Here is a 19339-nt window from a genome sequence, read left to right as displayed (position 1 = left end):
GTGAGCGTTTTGTGGCGTCTCCGTTCGAGCCGGGTGAGCGGATGTATCGCACGGGGGACCGGGTGCGGTGGAACGCCGACGGTGAGTTGGTGTTCTTGGGCCGTGTCGACGACCAGGTGAAGATCCGGGGTTTCCGGGTGGAGCCGGGGGAGATCGAATCCGTTCTCCTGACGCATCCCGAGGTCGACCAGGCCGCGGTGATCGCGCGGGAGGATTCTCCGGGAGATGTCCGGCTGGCCGGGTATGTGGTGGGAACCGCGCTGTCGGCCGACGAGGTGCGACGGTTCCTGATCGAGCGACTGCCGTCGTACCTGGTGCCCTCGGCGATCGTCGTCCTCGACGACTTCCCGCTGACAGCCAACGCGAAACTCGACCGCAAGGCACTTGCCGCGCCGGACTTCGCGGGTCTCGTGGGCGCCGGTCGCGCACCGGCGAACGCGCGGGAAGAGATCCTCTGCGCCGCGTTCGCGGCGGTGCTGGGCTTGGACCGCGTCGGGGTCGACGACGATTTCTTCGCGCTGGGCGGTCATTCGCTGCTCGTGGTGTCGCTGGTGGAGTGGCTGCGGCAGCGCGGTGTCTCGGTGTCGGTGCGGACGCTGTTCTCGATGCCGACGCCCGCCGGGCTGGCCTCGGTGGCGGGCCCGGAACCGGTGGTGGTGCCGCCGAACCTCATTCCGGCCGGTTCGGCCGAGCTGACCTCCGGCATGGTGACCTTGGTGGACCTGACCGAGGCCGAGATCGCCAGGGTGGTCGAGGCGGTGCCGGGCGGGGCGCCGAACATCCAGGACGTCTATCCGCTAGCTCCGTTGCAGGAGGGGATCTTCTTCCACCACCTGATGGTCGACCGGGACGGGACGGACGTCTACGTCACGCCTTCGGTGCTGCGGTTCGACTCCCGGGACCGGCTCGACGCCTTCCTCGCCGCGTTGCGGCACGTCGTGGACCGCAACGACGTCTACCGCACCGCCATCGTCTGGGAGGGGCTGCGGGAACCGGTCCAGGTGGTGCTGCGCCACGCGGAACTTCCGGTCACCGAGGACACCGCGGCCCGGGTGCTCGCGGCGGACGGCGGGCGGCTGGACCTGCGCCGCGCTCCGCTGATGGACGTGCGCGTCGCCGAGGACGACGACACCGATGGCTGGCTGGCCCTGGTGCGCGTCCACCATCTCGTGCAGGACCACACGGCGTCGGACGTGCTGCTCGACGAGGTGCGGGCGTTCATGACCGGGCGGCCGGACCGGCTGCCCGCGTCGGTCCCGTTCCGCGAGTTCGTCGCGCAGGCGCGGTTGGGGATGCCTCGCGAGGAGCACGAACGGTACTTCACCGGACTGCTCGGCGACGTCACCGAGACGACCGCGCCGTACGGCCTGACGGACGTGCTCGGCGACGGGAGCGCGACCGCGGAAAGCAGGCTGGCCGTGGACGCGGATCTGGCCGCCCGCGTGTGGGAGGTGGCGCGAGACCTCGGTGTCAGCCCGGCGACGGTGTTCCACCTGGCGTGGGCCCGCGTCCTCGGCGCGGTGTCCGGCCGGAGCGACGTCGTGTTCGGCACCGTCCTGTTCGGACGGATGAACGCCGGTGCCGCCGCGGACCGGGTGTCGGGACTGTTCATCAACACCCTCCCGGTCCGGGTGGACCTCGCGGCCCACGACGTCGGCCAGGCGCTGACCGGCCTGCGTGATCAGCTCGCCGACCTGATGGTGCACGAGCACGCGCCGCTGACCCTGGCGCAGGCGGCCGCGGGCCTGCCCGGCGGCGGGCCGTTGTTCACCTCGATCTTCAACTACCGCCACGTACAGGACGCCGTCCTCGAAGAGTCCGAAATGGACGGTATCCAGGTGCTTTCCGTGCGGGAGCACACCAATTACCCGCTGGACGTTTCGGTGGACCAGGGCACCACCGGTTTCGAACTGGTCGTGGAGGCCGTGGCGCCGGTCGATCCGGCGGAGGTGTGCGGGTTGCTGCACACGTGTGTCGCGAATCTTGTCGCCGCTTTGACGGAGACTCCGGATCGCGGACCGGCGAGGGTACCGGTGCTGGGGCCAGAGTTCACCGCCTTGCTCGGCGAGGTCAACGACACCGACGTCCCGGTGCCGGGTGGTGTGGTGCCGGATCTGCTGGCGCGTTCCTCGGGTGCGACGGCGTTGGTGTGTGGTGCCGTCGAGCTGAGTTACTCCGAGCTGGACGCGCGGGCGAATCGGCTGGCGCGGAAGTTGATCGCGGCCGGGGTGGGTCCGGAGTCGGTGGTGGCTTTGGTGTTGGAGCGTTCGCCGGAGTTGATGGTCGCTGTTTTGGCGGTGGTGAAGGCGGGCGGTGCGTATCTGGCCGTCGATCCGAGCCTTCCGCGCGAACGGGTCCGTTTTCTGGTGGAGGATTCCGGTGCGGTGCTGGTGGTGGATTCGCCGGGGTTCGTGACGGAAGTCGATGATTTCGATGCCGGTCCGGTGTCTGACGCTGACCGTGTTTCACCTCTGTTGCCCGGGAATGCGGCTTATGTGGTGTACACGTCGGGGTCGACAGGACTTCCGAAGGGCGTGGTCGTCACCCATCGCGGCTTCATGAACCTGTCGGTGAGTCATGCCCGTTTCGGGGTTGGCCCGGGGTCCCGGGTGGCGCAGTTCGCGTCTTCGGGTTTCGACATGTTCTGTGAGGAATGGATTCTGGCGTGGGCGTCGGGGGCCGCGCTCGTGATCGTTCCGCCGGAACGACGGCTGGGTGCCGAACTGGCCGGGTTCCTCACCGAGTACGGCGTGACGCACGCGTCGTTGCCGCCCGCGGTCGTCGCGACGATGCCCGACGACGCGCTGGACCCGGCGTTCGTGCTGGAGGTCGGGGGCGAGGCCTGTCCGCCCGAGCTGGTCGAACGCTGGGCGGACGGGCGGACGATGTTCAACACCTACGGCCCGAGCGAGGCGACCGTCGACGCCACCGCGTGGCGCTGCCGTACCGGTCTGGAGTCCGGCGACGCCGTGCCGATCGGCCGTCCGATCGCCAACACCCGGGTGTACGTGCTGGACGACGCGCTGGAGCCGGTCCCGGCGGGCGTCGGCGGCGAGCTGTACCTGTCCGGTACCGGCCTGGCACGGGGATACGCCGGCCGTCCCGGGCTGACCGGTGAGCGTTTCGTGGCGAGCCCCTTCGAGCCGGGTGAGCGGATGTATCGCACCGGGGACCGGGCGCGGTGGAACGCCGCCGGTGAGCTGGTGTTTCTGGGCCGTGTCGACGATCAGGTCCAGATCCGGGGTTTCCGGGTGGAGCCGGGGGAGATCGAAGCCGTTCTGCTGACGCATCCCGAGGTCGACCAGGCGGCGGTGATCGCACGGGAAGACGCTTCGGGTGACGTCCGGCTGGCCGGTTACGTCGTTCTCGCGGGCGAGGTGTCCCCTGAGGACCTGCGGGCCTTCCTGAGCGAGCGGCTGCCGTCGTACCTGGTGCCCTCGGCGATCGTCGAACTCGATGCCTTCCCCCTGACGGTCAACGCGAAACTCGACCGGTCGGCGCTTCCCGTGCCGGATTTCGCGAGCCTGTCGGGTGCCGGTCGCGCGCCGGTGAACGCGCGGGAAGAGATCCTCTGCGCCGCGTTCGCGGAGGTCCTTGGCCTGAACAGGGTCGGCGTCGACGACGACTTCTTCGCGCTGGGCGGGCATTCGCTGCTCGTGGTTTCGCTGGTGGAGTGGCTGCGGCAGCGCGGTGTCTCGGTGTCGGTGCGCGCGCTGTTCACGACCCCGACTCCGGCCGGGCTCGCCGCGGTCGCGGGGGCCGAGCAGGTCGAGGTCCCACCGAACCTGATCCCGGACGGTGCCACCGAGCTGACACCGGAAATGCTGCCGCTGGCCGAGTTGACCGAGGACGAGGTCGCGCGAGTGGTGGCCACGGTTCCCGGTGGGGTGCCGAACATCCAGGACGTGTACCCGCTGGCGCCGTTGCAGGAAGGCATCTTCTTCCACCACCAGATGACCGGGCGGGACGGCACGGACGTGTACGCGACTCCGACCGTGCTGGCCGTGGACACCCGGGAACGGGTGGACGAGCTGCTGACGGCGTTGCGATGGTCGATCGAGCGGCACGACATCTATCGCACGGCGGTCGTGTCCGAGGGGCTTCGGGAGCCGGTCCAGGTGGTCGTCCGCCGCGGCCGGTTACCGGTCGAAGAGGTGCCCTTCGACCCGCACGGCCCGGCTCCGGTCGATCAGCTCCTGTCCGCGAGCGAATCCGCCATCGACCTGACGCTGGCACCCTTGCTGCGAGTGTGGGTGCTGGCGGCGCCGGACGGCGGGTGGCTGGTCCTGCTGCGGATCCACCACCTGATCCAGGACCACACGACGTTCGACGTGCTGCTCGACGAACTGCGCGCGTTCCTCTCCGGGCGGGCGGATCGACTGCCGCCGCCGGTCCGGTTCCGTGACTTCGTCGCGCAGGCACGACTCGGAACCTCCCAGGAGGACCACGAGCGGTACTTCACCGAACTGCTCGCCGACGTCACCGAGACCACCGCGCCCTACGGCCTCACGAACGTCTACGGCGACGGCACCGACTCGGCGCAGGTCCGGTTGCCGGTCGACGCCGCGCTGACCGATCGCCTCCGAAATCTGGCGCGGACGTTCGGGGTGAGCCCGGCGACGCTGTTCCACCTGGCCTGGGCCCGTGTGCTCGGCACGCTTTCCGGCCGCGACGACGTCGTGTTCGGAACCGTCCTTTTCGGACGGATGAACGCCGGTGCGGGTACCGGCCGCACCCCGGGACTGTTCATCAACACACTCCCGTTGCGGGTCCGGCTGGCGGACCGGAGCGTGGCCGACGCCCTCGCCGGTGTGCGCCGCGGGCTCGCCGAGCTGATGGTCCACGAGCACACCCCGCTCGCCACGGCGCAACGGGCGGGCGGGGTGAGCCCCTTGTTCACCTCCCTGTTCAACTACCGCCACAACCTGCCCGTCGAAGAAGGCGCCGGGACCGGTCTCGACGGCGTGACCCCGGTGCTGGTGCGGGACTACTCGAACTACCCGATGGTCGTGTCCGTGGACGACGACGGGACCGGCTTCGAGCTGGAGATCGAGGCCACCACCGCGGTCGATCCGGCCTGGGCGGGCGAGCTTCTGGTGACCTGCGCGGAAAGCCTGGCGACCGCGTTGGAGCAGGCTCCCGAAACCCCGCTGTCCGAAGTGGACATTCTCGGGACGGCCGGGCGGGAACGGATCCTCACGGAGTGGAACGACACCGCGGCACCCGCTCCCGGCACGTCGGTACCCGAGGTGTTCGCGGCGCGCGCCGCCGCCGAACCGGACGCGATCGCCGTGGCGGGCGACGGCCGCGAACTCACCTACCGCGAGCTGGACGCGCGTTCGGACCGGCTGGCGCGAGTCCTGGTGGGCGGCGGGATCGGCCCGGAGCCGGTGGTCGCCGTACTGATGGAGCGGTCGGCGGAGCTGATCGTGGCCGCTCTCGCCGTGCTGAAAGCCGGTGGGGTGTACCTGCCGCTGGACCCGGCCTGGCCGGCGGAGCGGACGCGGGCCGTGGTGAAGGATTCCGGCGCCTGCCTGCTCGTGGTGAGTGACGCGATGGCGGGCCGGGACCTCGGAATCGCGGAGGTCCGCACGGACGCCGGGGCGGACGAAGGCTCCCTGCCGGTCGTCCGGGAATCGGCCGCGGCGTATGTGATGTACACGTCGGGCTCCACCGGGGTGCCGAAGGGCGTCGTGGCCACGCACCGGGATGTCGTGGCCTTGGCGAAGGACCGCTGCTGGGGTGTGACACCCCGGGTGCTGTTCCACGCGCCGCACGCTTTCGACGCGTCGTCGTACGAGCTGTGGGTGCCGCTGTTGTCGGGCGGCACGGTGGTGGTGGCGCCGGTCGAACGGATGGACGCGACCGCGTTGCGTCGGCTGATCGCCGAGTACGAGTTGTCCCACGTGCACGTGACGGCGGGTTTGCTCCGGATCCTCGTCGACGAGGATCCGGCTTGCCTGGCCGGTGTGCGTGAGGTGCTGACGGGTGGTGACGTGGTCCCGCCGGACGCCGTCCGGCGGACACTGGAGTCGAATCCCGGTGTGACGGTGCGGCAGCTGTACGGGCCGACCGAGGTGACGTTGTGCGCCACGCAGCACGAGTCCGGTGTTCCCGGCGAGGTGGGCGACGTACTGCCGATCGGGCGCCCGCTGGACAACACCCGGGTGTACGTGCTGGACGACGGGCTCAACGTGGTCCCGGTGGGCGTGGCGGGCGAGTTGTACGTGGCGGGCGCGGGGGTCGCCCGCGGCTACCTGAATCGTCCTTTGTGGACCGCCGAGCGGTTCGTGCCGTGTCCATTCGGCTTGGGTGAGCGGATGTACCGCACGGGCGACCGGGTGAAGTGGGACGCGGCGGGACGGCTGGTGTTCGCCGGGCGGGCGGACGGTCAGGTGAAGATCCGCGGGTTCCGGGTGGAGCCGGGGGAGGTCGAGGCCATGCTCGCCGGGCATCCGGCGGTCGCGCAGGCCACCGTCCTCGTTCGGGAGGACACCCCGGGCGACAAGCGGCTCGTCGGTTACGTGGTGCCGCGCGAGGCATCCATCACCGAGTCGTTGCGGAGCTACTCGACCGAGCGGCTGCCGGAGTATCTCGTCCCGTCGGCGTTCGTGGAACTGGAGTCCCTTCCGCTGACGGTCAACGGCAAGGTGGACCGGGCCGCGTTGCCGGCCCCCGGGTACGCGACCGGCGCGGGCCGGGCACCGGCGAACGCCACGGAAGAGCTGCTCTGCCAGGCTTTCGCGGAGACGCTGGCACTGCCGTCGGTCGGAATGGACGACGACTTCTTCGCGCTGGGCGGGCATTCGCTGCTGGCGATGCGGCTGGTGAGTCAGGTACGCCTGGCGCTGTCCGTCGAATTGCCCCTGCGGACGCTGTTCGAGGCGCCGACACCCGGACGTCTGGCTGCCCGGCTCACCGAGGTGACGGCACCGGGCCGGGTGGCGCTGGTGGCTCGGGAACGGCCGGAGCCGATGCCGTTGTCGTTCGCGCAGCGCAGATTGTGGTTCCTGGGGCAGCTGGAGGGGCCGAGCCCCACCTACAACATCCCGGTGACGCTTCGGCTGACCGGGCCCTTGGATCGGGCGGCTTTCACGGCGGCGTTGCGTGACGTGGTCGAGCGGCACGAAGTGCTGCGCACCGTGTTCAGGACCGGCGGGGGAGAGCCGTACCAGCGGGTGCTTCCGGTCGAGGAGTCGGGGTTCGCGCTGCGCGTGGTCGAGGTGGCGTCCGAGGACCTCGACGACGCGATCGCCGAAGCGGCCGGACACGCGTTCGACCTCGCCGCCGAGCCTCCGGTGCGGGCGTCGTTGTTCCCGGTCGCGCTGGACGAGCACATCCTGGTCCTGGTCGTGCATCACATCGCGGGCGACGGCTGGTCGATGGAACCCCTGGCCCGCGATGTGTCCACCGCGTACACGGCGAGGCTGGCGGGTGGGAGCCCGGCGTGGAAACCGCTCCCCGTCCAGTACGCCGATTACACCTTGTGGCAACGGGAACTGCTCAGCGAGAGCCTGACGGCGCGGCAGATCGCGTACTGGCGGGACACCCTCGCGGGAGCGCCGGAGGAACTGGAGCTGCCCGCGGACCGGCCCCGTCCCGCGGAGACCGCGCGCCTCGGGCACCTCGCGGACGTCGTGATCCCGGCGGAGCTGCACCGCGAGTTGCTTGAGCTGGCGCGCGGCGAGGGCGTGACCGTGTTCATGACGTTGCAGGCGGGGCTCGCCGTGACCCTGTCGCGGCTGGGGGCGGGCACGGACATCCCGATCGGCGTCGCGGTGGCGGGACGGACCGACCCGGCCCTGGATGATCTGGTGGGGTTCTTCGTCAACACCCTCGTCCTGCGCACCGACCTGTCCGGTGACCCCAGCCTCGCCGAGGTTCTAGGCCGGGTCCGGGAGACTTCGCTGTCCGCGTTCGCGCACCAGGACGTCCCCTTCGAACGGCTGGTGGAGGAGCTGGCCCCGGTCCGGTCCCTGGCGCGGCATCCGTTGTTCCAGGTGATGATGACCCTGCAGAACACCGGCCGGACCGGGGAACCGCCGCTGGTCCTGCCCGGTCTGCGGGCCGCCGCGCTGCCTTCCGCCGTCCGGCCGCTCGAATTCGATCTGGATCTGAGCCTCGGTGAAAGCTTCGACGCGGCGGGCGGGCCGGCGGGCATCAGCGGCTCTCTCACCGTCTCCGCGGACCTCTTCGACCGGGACACCGCCGTACGGCTGGCGGACCGGCTGGTGGGAGTGCTGCGGGCGATGACGCGGGACGCCCGCACCCCGATCGCCGAGGTGGACGTGCTCGACGCGGACGAGCGCCGCCGGATTCTGACGGAGTGGAACGAAATGCCGGTGCCCGTCCCGGAGCTGTCGGTGCCGGAAGCCTTCGCACGCCAGACGGCCGCCACTCCCGGCGCGGTCGCCGTCGTCGCCGGAGGCGTCCGGCTCGATTACGGGGAACTGGACGCGCGGGCCGGACGGCTGGCGCGGGTGCTGGTCGCCTCGGGTGTGGGCCCGGAGTCGGTCGTGGCGGTACTGCTGGAGCGGTCGGCCGACGTGATCGTGACGCTGCTGGCCGTCCTCAAGGCGGGTGGGGCGTACCTGCCGCTGGACACCGGCTGGCCCGCCGCGCGGATGCGCGCCGTCCTCGAAGACGCGGGCGCCGAAGTGCTGGTCGTGCACGAGGCGACGGCCGGTCACGAGCTCGGGGTCGCGACGGTCCGGGCCGATGCCGGGACGGACGCCGTGGCGGACCTGCCGGACGTGGTGCCCGCGGACGGTGCCGCCTATGTGATGTACACGTCGGGGTCGACAGGGGTGCCGAAGGGCGTCGTGGTCACCCATCGGGATGTCGTGCGGTTGGCGAAGGATCGTTGCTGGGGTGCGACGCCGAGGGTGTTGTTCCACGCTCCGCATGCCTTCGACGCGTCGTCCTACGAGCTGTGGGTGCCGTTGCTGTCCGGTGGCACCGTGGTGGTGGCGCCGGTCGAACGCATGGACGCGACCGGCCTGCGCGGTCTGATCACCGGGCACGAGTTGTCCCATGTGCACGTGACGGCAGGCCTGTTCCGGGTCTTGGCCGATCAGGATCCGGAGTGTTTCGCGGGTGTGCGTGAGGTGCTGACGGGTGGCGACGTCGTCCCCGCCGGTTCGGTCCGGCGGGTGCTGGAGTCGAATCCCGGTCTGGTGGTGCGGCAGCTGTATGGCCCGACCGAGGTGACGTTGTGCGCCACGCAGTACGAGGTCGGCGATTCCGCCGCCGTGGCCGGTGTCCTGCCGATCGGACGGCCCCTGGACAACACCCGGGTCTACGTGCTCGACGACGGACTCGGCGTGGTCCCGGTCGGGGTGGCCGGTGAACTGTACGTGGCGGGCGCGGGAGTGGCCCGCGGCTACCTGAACCGTCCTTTGTGGACGGCTGAGCGGTTCGTGGCGTGCCCGTTCGGTGCCGCGGGGGAACGGATGTACCGCACCGGCGACCGGGTGAAGTGGGACTCGGCCGGACGGCTGGTGTTCGTCGGACGGGCGGACGGTCAGGTGAAGATCCGCGGGTTCCGAGTGGAGCCGGGGGAGGTCGAAGCGGTGCTCGCCGGGCATCCGGCGGTCGCCCAGACCGCGGCGGTGGTCAGGGAGGACGTTCCCGGCGACAAGCGGCTCGTCGGCTACCTGGTCCCTTCCGGCACCGGGACTTCGATCGCCGAGGTGGTGCGCGCGTACGCCGCCGAGCGTCTCCCCGGCCATCTGGTGCCTTCCGCGTTCGTGGAGCTGGACGTCCTGCCGCTGACGGTCAACGGGAAGGTGGACCGCGCGGCGCTCCCCGGCCCGCGACCCGAGCCTGGCGCCGGGCGCGCTCCCGCCACCGCTCAGGAAGAGCTGGTGTGCAAGGCTTTCGCCGAGATCCTCGGTTTGCCGGCGGTCGGCGTCGACGACGATTTCTTCGCGCTCGGCGGACATTCGCTGTCGGCGGTGTCACTGGTCGAGTGGCTGCGGCAACGTGGTGTGTCGGTGTCGGTACGAGCGCTGTTCGTCACGCCGACACCGGCCGCGCTGGCGGCCGTGGTGGGCCCGGAACCGGTGACGATCCCGCCCAACCTGATCCCGCCGCACGCCGGTGAGATCACGCCCGGGATGCTGCCGTTGCTGGACCTGTCCGAAGCGGAGATCGCGCGGGTGGTCGAGGCGGTGCCGGGCGGAGCGCCGAACGTGCAGGACGTGTATCCGCTGGCGCCGTTGCAGGAAGGCATCTTCTTCCACCACCTGATGACCGAAAGCGGCGATGACGACGTCTACGCGATGCCGTTCGTCCTGCGGTTCCCGGCACGGGGGCGGCTGGACGCGTTCCTGGCCGCGCTGCGGCAGGTCGTCGACCGGCACGACGTCTACCGCACCGCGCTCGTCTCGGACGGCCTGGCCGAGCCGGTCCAGGTCGTATGGCGGCACGCCGAACTGCCGGTCACCGAGGTCACCCTCGACGAGGGCGGCGGGGACGCGGTCGGACAGCTGCTGTCCGCGGCCGGTGGGTGGATGGACCTGCGCCGGGCACCCCTGCTGACCGTGCACGTCGCGGCCGAACCCGGCGGTGACGGCTGGCTGACGCTGGTCCGGATGCATCACCTGGTCCAGGACCACACGGCGCTCGACATCGTGCTCGACGAGATCAAGGCGATCCTGGCGGGCCGGACGGGCACGTTGCCCGCTCCGGTGCCGTTCCGGGAGTTCGTGGCGCAAGCCCGGCTCGGCGTACCGGAGGAGGCGCACCGGGAGTACTTCGCCGGGCTCGTCGGCGATGTCACCGAGACCGGCGCCCCGTACGGGCTGACGGACGTGCACGGTGACGGCACGGAGACCGGGCAGACCAGGCTGACCGTGGACACCGTCCTGACGAGCCGGGTGCGGACGCTGGCGCGATCGCTCGGGATGAGCCCGGCGACGATCTTCCACCTGGCGTGGGCGCGACTGCTCGCGGCGGTGACAGGACGCGACGACGTCGTGTTCGGCACGGTGCTGCTCGGCCGCTCCAGCGTCGGCGCCGACCGCGTGCCCGGGCTGTTCATGAACACGCTCCCGGTGCGGGTCAAGCTGGCCGGACAGCCAGTGGGGACGGCGCTGACGGACCTGCGCGACCAGCTCGCCGAGCTGCTGGTGCACGAGCACGCGCCGCTGACGCTGGCGCAGAAGGCGGCCGGCCTGCCCAACGGCAGTCCCTTGTTCGCCGCGTTGTTCAACTACCGGCACGCCGGACCCGTCGTCGTGGAGCCCGGCGACGTGCTCGGGGACGTCGAGACGCTGTTCACCCAGGAGCACAACAACTATCCGCTGAGCGTGTCCGTCGACGACGACGGCGTGGAGTTCGGCATCTCCGTCGACGTCGTACGGCCGGTGGACGAGAACCGGTTCGCCACGCTGCTGCACGCCACGCTCGCGGAACTCACCACCGCGCTGGAGAAGGAGCCGGATCTTCCGCTCCTGTCGGTGAACGTGCTCGAAGTGACCGGCCGAGCCCGTCCGGGAACCGGATCCGATCGGCTCGCGCGGCGGCTGGCCGGACTCGGCGTACGCCGCGAGTCGGTGGTCGCGATCGGCATGCGGGAACCCGGTGAGCTGGCGGAGGCGCTGGCCGCGGTCGGCGAGGTGGGCGGCGAGTACGTGCTCGTCGATCCGGCGGAGCCTGCCGGGCGGACCGCCACCACGCTCACCGGCGCCGGGGCACTGGTACTGGTCACCACGGCCGAGGCGGCCGGGAACCTGCCGGACTGGCCTCGCCGCCTGCTGCTCGACGAGCCCGAGACCGCGTCCACGGGAAGTGCCGTGTTCGTGCCGGGAACGGTGACCGCGGGCACCGGCCGGGCACCGGCCACCGTGCACGAAGAGCTGCTGTGCCAGGCGTTCGCCCAGGTGCTGGGCCGGGAGTGGGTCGGCGTCGACGACGACTTCTTCGCGCTCGGCGGGAACTCGCTGCTGGCGACCCGGCTGGTGAGCCGGGTGCGCTCGGTGCTCGGCGTCGAGCTGTCGATCCGGCTGCTGTTCGAAACCCTGACCGTGGGCCGCCTCGCCGAACGGCTGGGGCAGGCTGGCGGCGGCCGGTTGCCGCTGACCGCGACGGAACGCCCGGAACGGCCGCCTGTCTCCTTCGCGCAACGCCGGCTTTGGTTCGTCGGCCAGCTCGAAGGATCGAGCGCCAGCTACAGCAACACCACCGCGCTTCGCTTGCGCGGCGACCTGGATCCGGCGGCGGTGGCCGCGGCGCTGCGAGACGTGATCGACCGGCACGAGGTGCTGCGGACGGTGCTCCCGGCCGAGAACGGCGAGCCGTACCAGCGGATCCTGACGGTCGAGGAGACCGGGTTCGCGCTGCCGGTGGCCGAGGTCGCGGCGGACCGGGTCGCGGACGAGATCGACCGCGCGGCCGGTTACGCGTTCGACTTCGCCGAGGAGATCCCGATCCGGGCGCGGTTGCTCCGCGTGGCGCCGGACGACCACGTCCTCGTGCTGGCCGTGCACCACATCGCCACCGATGGCTGGTCGACGGCGGCGCTCGCACGGGACCTTTCGGCCGCGTACGCCGCACGACGGGCGGGACACGCCCCGGGCTGGGCACCGTTGCCCGTGCAGTACGCGGATTACGCGCTCTGGCAACGTGATCTGCTGGGCGACGCGGAAGACCCGGAGAGCCTGCTCGCGCGGCAGCTGGCGTACTGGCGCGACACCCTCGCCGGGATCCCCGACGAGATACCACTGCCGTCGGACCGGCCGCGTCCGGCGGTGGCGACGCATCAGGGCGGCGAGGTGACGGTCGAGCTGTCCGCCGAACTGCACCGGCGCGTCGTGGAGCTCGCCTCGGCCGAGCAGGTCACCCTCTTCATGGTGTTCCAAGCGGCCTTCGCGGCGCTGCTGAGCAGGCTGGGCGCGGGCGGTGACATCCCGATCGGCACCGCGCTGGCGGGCCGCACCGACGACGCGCTGGACGAGCTGGTCGGTTTCTTCGTCAACATGCTGGTGCTGCGCACCGACGTGTCGGGCGACCCGAGCTTCGCGGAGCTGTTGCGGCGAGTGCGTGAGACCGACCTGGCGGCGTACGCGCATCAAGACCTGCCGTTCGACCGGGTGGTGGAAGAGTTCGTCCCGCAACGCTCGCTGTCGCGGGAGCCGCTGTTCCAAGTCGCGCTGGACGTGCGGAACGCGCCCGAGGCGGAACTGCGGCTTCCCGGTCTGGAGGTGAGCGGCGAGCCGCTCGCCCACGGCGTCGCGAGGTACGACCTCATGCTCGGCCTCGCCGAGCGACGCGACGAGCACGGCGCCCCGGACGGGATGTCGGGCGCGCTGGAGTTCGGCACCGACGTGTTCGACCGGTCGACGGCCGAGGCACTCGTCACGCGACTGGTGCGGTTGCTGGAATCCGTCGTCGCCGAGCCCTCCGCCCGGCTGAGCCGGATCGACCTCCTCGCCGGACCCGAACGCCGCCAGGTGCTCGACGACTGGAACCCGGCGGGTTCCGGGGTGCCCGAGGCGACGGTGCCCGGGCTGTTCGCCGCCCAGGTCGCGCGACGGCCGGAAGCGGTCGCGCTGGAGACACGCGACACGGGCGTCGGATACGCGGACCTGGACGCGCGCTCGGATCTGCTGGCCGGTGTCCTCGCCGCGCACGGCGCGGGTCCCGAGACGGCGGTCGCCGTCGTACTGGACCGCTCGGTCGATCTGGTGGTCGCGTTCCTCGCGGTCCTCAAGGCGGGTGCCGCCTACCTCCCGATCGACCCGGTGCTCCCGCCCGAACGGATCGAGTACGTCCTCGGCGACGCGCGGCCGGTGTGCGCGCTGACGATCGACGGGCACCGGTCGTCGATCCCGGAGGGCTCGAAGATCCCGGTGGTCGTACTCGGCGTCGACGAGTCGGCTCCGGCAGCGCCCGTCGTTCCGCCGTCGCCGGAGAATCCCGCTTACCTCATCTACACCTCGGGTTCGACGGGACGGCCGAAGGGCGTGGCTGTCCCGCACCGCGGCATCGCCGCCCTCGTGGCCACGCAAGCCGAACGGCTCGCCGTCACCGAGGAAAGCCGGGTGCTGCAATTCGCCTCCCCGGGGTTCGACGCGTCGGTCTGGGAACTGGTGATGGCGCTGTGCACCGGCGCTCGCCTGGTCGTGGCCGAGGACCTGCTCCCGGGCGCCGGCCTCGCCGCGGTCGTGGCGAGGCACGGCGTGACCCACGCGACCCTGCCGCCCGCCGTGCTCGCCGCGTCCTCGCCGGAGGATCTGGCGCCGGTCACCACACTGGTGTCGGCGGGCGAGGCGCTCAGCGGCGACCTCGTGACGCGCTGGGCTCCGGGACGCCGGTTCGTCGACGCCTACGGTCCGACCGAGACCACCGTCTGCTCGTCGATGTCTTCGCCGCTGTCGCCCGGTGAACCGCCCGATATCGGGAAAGCCGTGCTCGACAGCCGCGTCTACGTCCTCGACGACACCCTGTCCCCGGCGCCGCCCGGAGTGCGGGGGGAGTTGTACGTGGCGGGCGCGAGCCTGGCCCGTGGCTATCTCGGCAGGCCGGGGATGACCGCCGAACGGTTCGTCGCCTGCCCGTTCACGGACGGGCGGATGTACCGCACCGGGGACCGCGCCCGCTGGACCACCGACGGGCGGCTGCTCTTCGAGGGCCGCGTCGACGACCAGCTCAAGATCCGCGGGTTCCGGATCGAACCGGGCGAGATCGCGCAGGTGCTGTCCGCGCATCCGGCGGTCGCCGACGCGGCGGTCGTGGCCAGGGAGTACCGGGCGGGCGATCGGCGGCTGGTCGCCTACCTGGTCTCCGCCGGGCCCGGGACCGACAGGTCCGGCGAGACGCTCCGGGAGTACGCCGCGCGCAAGCTGCCCGCGTACATGGTGCCCGCCGCGTTCGTCGAGCTCGAAGCGTTGCCGTTGACCGTCAACGGGAAGCTCGACCGTGAAGCACTTCCCGCGCCCGGCCACGGCACGGCGGGGGCGGGCCGCGCGCCCGCCACGCGGGAGGAAGAACTCGTCTGCGAGGCGTTCGCCGAAATCCTCGAACTGCCCGGGGTCGGCCCCGAAGACCACTTTTTCGCCCTCGGCGGGCATTCCCTGCTGGCGACCCGGCTGCTCAGCAGGATCCGGGTGGCCGCGGGTGCCGAGGTACCGCTCCGGGTGCTGTTCGAGAGCCCGACCGCGGCCGAGGTGGCCGCGTGGATCGCGGCGAACGCCGGTACCGGGAAGAAAGCCAGGCCGGCCCTCCGGCCCATGCGTGAGCACGAAGAGGAGATCCGATGATTCCGTTGTCGTTCGCGCAGCGCCGGCTGTGGTTCCTGTGGCAGCTGGACGGTCCTGCCGACACTTTCAACATCCCGCTCGCGCTCCGGCTGACCGGTGAGCTGGACCGCGACGCGCTCGCCGCCGGCCTGCTGGACGTGCTCGGCCGTCACGAGGTGCTGCGCACCGTTTTCCCCGCCCAGGACGGCGAGCCCCGCCAGCGGGTGCTCCGGGTCGAGGAGACGGGCTTCGAACTCGAAATCGTCGCGACGATGGTGCTGGACGACGAGGTGGCGCGGGCGAGTGCGTACCCCTTCGATCTGGCGAACGAGATCCCGATGCGGGCCCGGTTGTTCGTGGTGGGCCCGGGCGAGCACGTGCTGGTCCTGGTGGTGCACCACATCGCGGCCGACGGCTGGTCGATGGGCCCGCTGCTGCGTGATCTCTCCACCGCGTACGCGTCACGACTGTCCGGGCGCGAGCCGGACTGGACGCCGTTGCCGGTGCAGTACGCCGACTACACGTTGTGGCAGCGAGAACTTCTCGGCGCTGAGGACGATCCGGAAAGCACGCTGACCGGACAGGTGGCGTTCTGGCGGCGGACCCTCGCCGGGGCGCCGGAGGAACTGGATCTGCCCGCCGACCGGCCGCGTCCGGCGCGGCTGGATCCTCGAGGCCACAGCGCCGAGCTCGAACTTGGCGCGGATACTCACCGGCGGCTCGCGGAGCTGGGACGGACACACGGGGCGACCCTGTTCATGGTGATGCATTCCGCGCTGGCGGTGCTGCTGTCCCGGCTGGGCGCCGGCACCGACCTCCCGATCGGCACCGTGGTCGCGGGCCGGACCGACGAGGGGCTCGACGACCTGGTCGGCTGTTTCGTCAACAACCTGGTGATCCGCGCCGATCTGTCAGGCGATCCGGCCTTCGCCGACGTGCTCGGGCGCGTGCGGAAAGCCGCGCTGAACGCCTACGAGAACCAGGACGTGCCGTTCGAAAAGCTGGTCGAGGAGCTGGCGCCGACCCGATCGCTGTCGCGGCATCCGCTGTTCCAGGTGATGGCCGCGGTGGAAAGCGCGGATCTCGTTTCCGCCGGACACGGCCGCGGGCCGTCGCTGGAGCTGCCCGGTCTGCGCGTCGACCTGATCTCCGACGACCGGCAGGCGGGCGACTTCGACCTCGATCTCGTGGTGCGCGAGGCACTCGACGCCGACGGACGCCCGGCGGGACTGGAGGGCGCGCTCATCGGCGCCGCGGACCTCTTCGACGCCGAGACGGTCGAGCGGATCGCGGCGCGGCTCGTCCAGGTCCTGGAAGCCGTCGTGGCCGACCCGTCCGTCCCCATCCGGTCCTTGCCGGTTCTCGACGAGGACGAACTGCGGCGGATCCTCCAGGCCTGGAATGACACCGCGGTTCCGGCGCCGGATGGTGTGGTGCCGGATCTGGTCGCTGGGCAGGTGTCGCGTTCACCGGAGGCGACGGCGGTCGTCGGTTCGGGTGTCGAGCTGAGCTATGCCGAGCTGGACGCGCGGGCAAACAGACTGGCGCGGAAGTTGATCGCTGCCGGGGTGGGGCCGGAGTCGGTGGTGGCTTTGGTGTTGGAGCGGTCTCCGGAGTTGATGGTCGCCGTTTTGGCGGTCTTGAAGGCCGGTGGCGCTTACCTGGCTGTCGATCCGGGGCTGCCCGCGGAACGAGTTCGTTTCCTGGTCGAGGATTCCGCAGCCGTGTTGGTGGTGGATTCGACGGGGTTTGTGGTGGATACCGGTGATTTCGACGCCGGTCCGGTGTCTGACGCTGATCGGGTTTCGCCTTTGTCGCCGGGGAATGCGGCGTATGTGGTGTATACGTCGGGGTCGACTGGTGTGCCGAAGGGTGTGGTCGTCACCCATCGTGGGTTCGTGAATCTGTCGGTGAGTCATGCCCGTTTCGGGGCGGGGCCGGGATCGCGGGTGGCGCAGTTCGCGTCTTCGGGTTTCGACATGTTCTGTGAGGAATGGCTTCTGGCGTTGGGGTCGGGGGCAACCCTCGTGATCGTGCCGCCGGAACGACGGCTGGGTGCAGAGCTGGCCGGGTTCCTCACCGAGTACGGCGTGACCCACGCGACGTTGCCGCCCGCGGCGGTGACCAGCCTTCCCCAGGACGGTTTGCCCGAGGGTTTCGTGCTGGACGTCGGTGGCGAGGCGCTGCCCGCCGATCTCGTTTCCCGGTGGGCCGCGGATCACTTGATGTTCAACAGTTACGGCCCGGCCGAGGCGACGGTGAACGCGGCGGTGTGGCGCTGCCTGCCCGGCGAGGCGGCCGTCCCGATCGGACAGCCGATCGCGAACGTCCGGGTGTACGTGCTGGACGACGCGCTGGAGCCGGTTCCGGCGGGTGTCGGCGGCGAGTTGTACGTGGCCGGTGAAGGCGTCGCTCGCGGATACGTGGGTCGCCCGGCGTTGACCGGTGAGCGTTTCGTGGCGTGTCCTTTCGAGCCAGGGCAGCGGATGTACCGCACCGGGGACCGGGTGCGATGGAACGCCGACGGCGAGCTGGTGTTCCTGGGCCGTGTCGACGACCAGGTGAAGATCCGGGGGTTCCGGGTCGAGCCCGGGGAGATCGAAGCCGTTCTGCTGACTCACGTCGACGTCGACCAGGCCGCGGTGATCGCGCGGGAAGACACTCCGGGCGACGTCCGGCTGGTGGGTTATGTGACTCTCGCGGGCGCGATGTCCGGTGAAGGGTTGCGGGCGTTCCTGGGTGAGCGGCTGCCTTCGTATCTGGTGCCCTCGGCGATCGTCGAACTCGACGTCTTCCCGTTGACCGCCAACGCCAAGCTCGACCGCAAGGCACTCCCCGCGCCGGACTTCGCGGCGGTGGCCGTCACCTCTCGCGCGCCGGAGACCGCGCGAGAGGAAGTGCTGTGCCAGGCGTTCGCGGAGGTGCTCGGCCTGGAACGAGTCGGGGTCGACGACGATTTCTTCGCGCTGGGCGGGCATTCGCTGCTCGTGGTGTCGCTCGTGGAATGGCTGCGGCGGCGCGGTGTCTCGGTGTCGGTGCGCGCGCTGTTCCTGACCCCGACCCCGGCCGGGCTGGCCGCCGTCGCGGGCCCCGCGCCGGTGGTGGTGCCGCCCAACCTGATCCCGCCGGACGCCGGGGAGATCACGCCGGAAATGGTGCCGCTGGCCGGGCTGACCGAAGCCGAGATCGCGCGCGTGGTGGCCGCGGTTCCCGGTGGGGCGCCGAACATCCAGGACGTGTATCCGCTGGCGCCGTTGCAGGAAGGCATCTTTTTCCACCACCTGATGACCGAGCACGGCGGAACCGACGTCTACGTGACGCCCACCGTCGTCGAGTTCGACTCGCGTGACCGGCTCGACGACTTCCTCGCCGGGTTGCGCTGGATGGTGGACCGGCACGACATCTACCGCACCGCCGTCGTGTCGGCGGGGCTGCGGGAGCCCGTGCAGGTCGTGGTGCGCCACGCCGAGGTGCCGGTCGAGGAGGTCGTCCTCGATCCCGCCGGACCCGACGCAGTCGAGCAGATCCTGAACGCGGCGGGCGGGCGGCTGGACCTGGACCGCGCTCCGCTGATGGACGTGCGCTTCGCCGCCGATCCGCGCGGTGGCCGATGGATCGGCTTGCTGCGCGTCCACCACCTGTTGCAGGACCACACCACGCTGGAGGTGCTGCTCGACGATCTGCGGGCGTTCCTGTCCGGGCGCACGGGGGAACTGCCAGCGCCGGTCCCGTTCCGCGAATTCGTGGCGCAGGCACGGCTCGGGGTGCCGCGTCAGGAGTACGAGCGGTACTTCTCCGGCCTCCTCGGCGACGTGACGGAGACGACCGCCCCGTACGGGCTGGTGGATCTGCACGGGGACGGCACCGGCTCGGAGCAGGCTCACCTGTGGGTGGACGACGCGCTGAGCGAACGCGTCCGCGAGGTGGCGCGGTCGTGGGGCGCGAGCCCGGCCACGGTGTTCCACCTGGCGTGGGCACGCGTACTGGGCGCGGTTTCGGGCCGAGAAGACGTCGTTTTCGGCACTGTCCTCTTCGGACGGATGAACGCCGGTACCGGCGCGGACCGGGTGCCGGGACTGTTCATCAACACCCTGCCG

Annotated in this window: 2 protein-coding genes (1 of these 2 cut by a window edge); both read left to right on the top strand. The window is 71.0% G+C overall.

Features of this window, described 5'->3' with window-relative positions; translation table 11 throughout:
* A protein-coding gene (locus CFP71_RS22950; RefSeq protein ID WP_093936005.1) for a non-ribosomal peptide synthetase crosses the window boundary here: on the top strand, positions 1 to 15263 show its 3' portion. 5662 nt of this gene lie to the left of the window's left edge; only the last 15263 of its 20925 coding nucleotides appear in the window; the start codon falls outside the window, past its left edge; the stop codon is at positions 15261 to 15263.
* On the top strand, positions 15260 to 19339 hold a 4080-nt coding region (locus CFP71_RS22945), incomplete at its 3' end, for a non-ribosomal peptide synthetase (RefSeq protein WP_143267154.1). The genes CFP71_RS22950 and CFP71_RS22945, both read left to right, overlap by 4 nt.

Source organism: Amycolatopsis thailandensis (assembly GCF_002234405.1).
In the GTDB taxonomy this organism is placed as follows: domain Bacteria; phylum Actinomycetota; class Actinomycetes; order Mycobacteriales; family Pseudonocardiaceae; genus Amycolatopsis; species Amycolatopsis thailandensis.
Note: the sequence above shows the minus strand (reverse complement) of the source record. Positions and strands in the feature narration are given on the sequence as shown.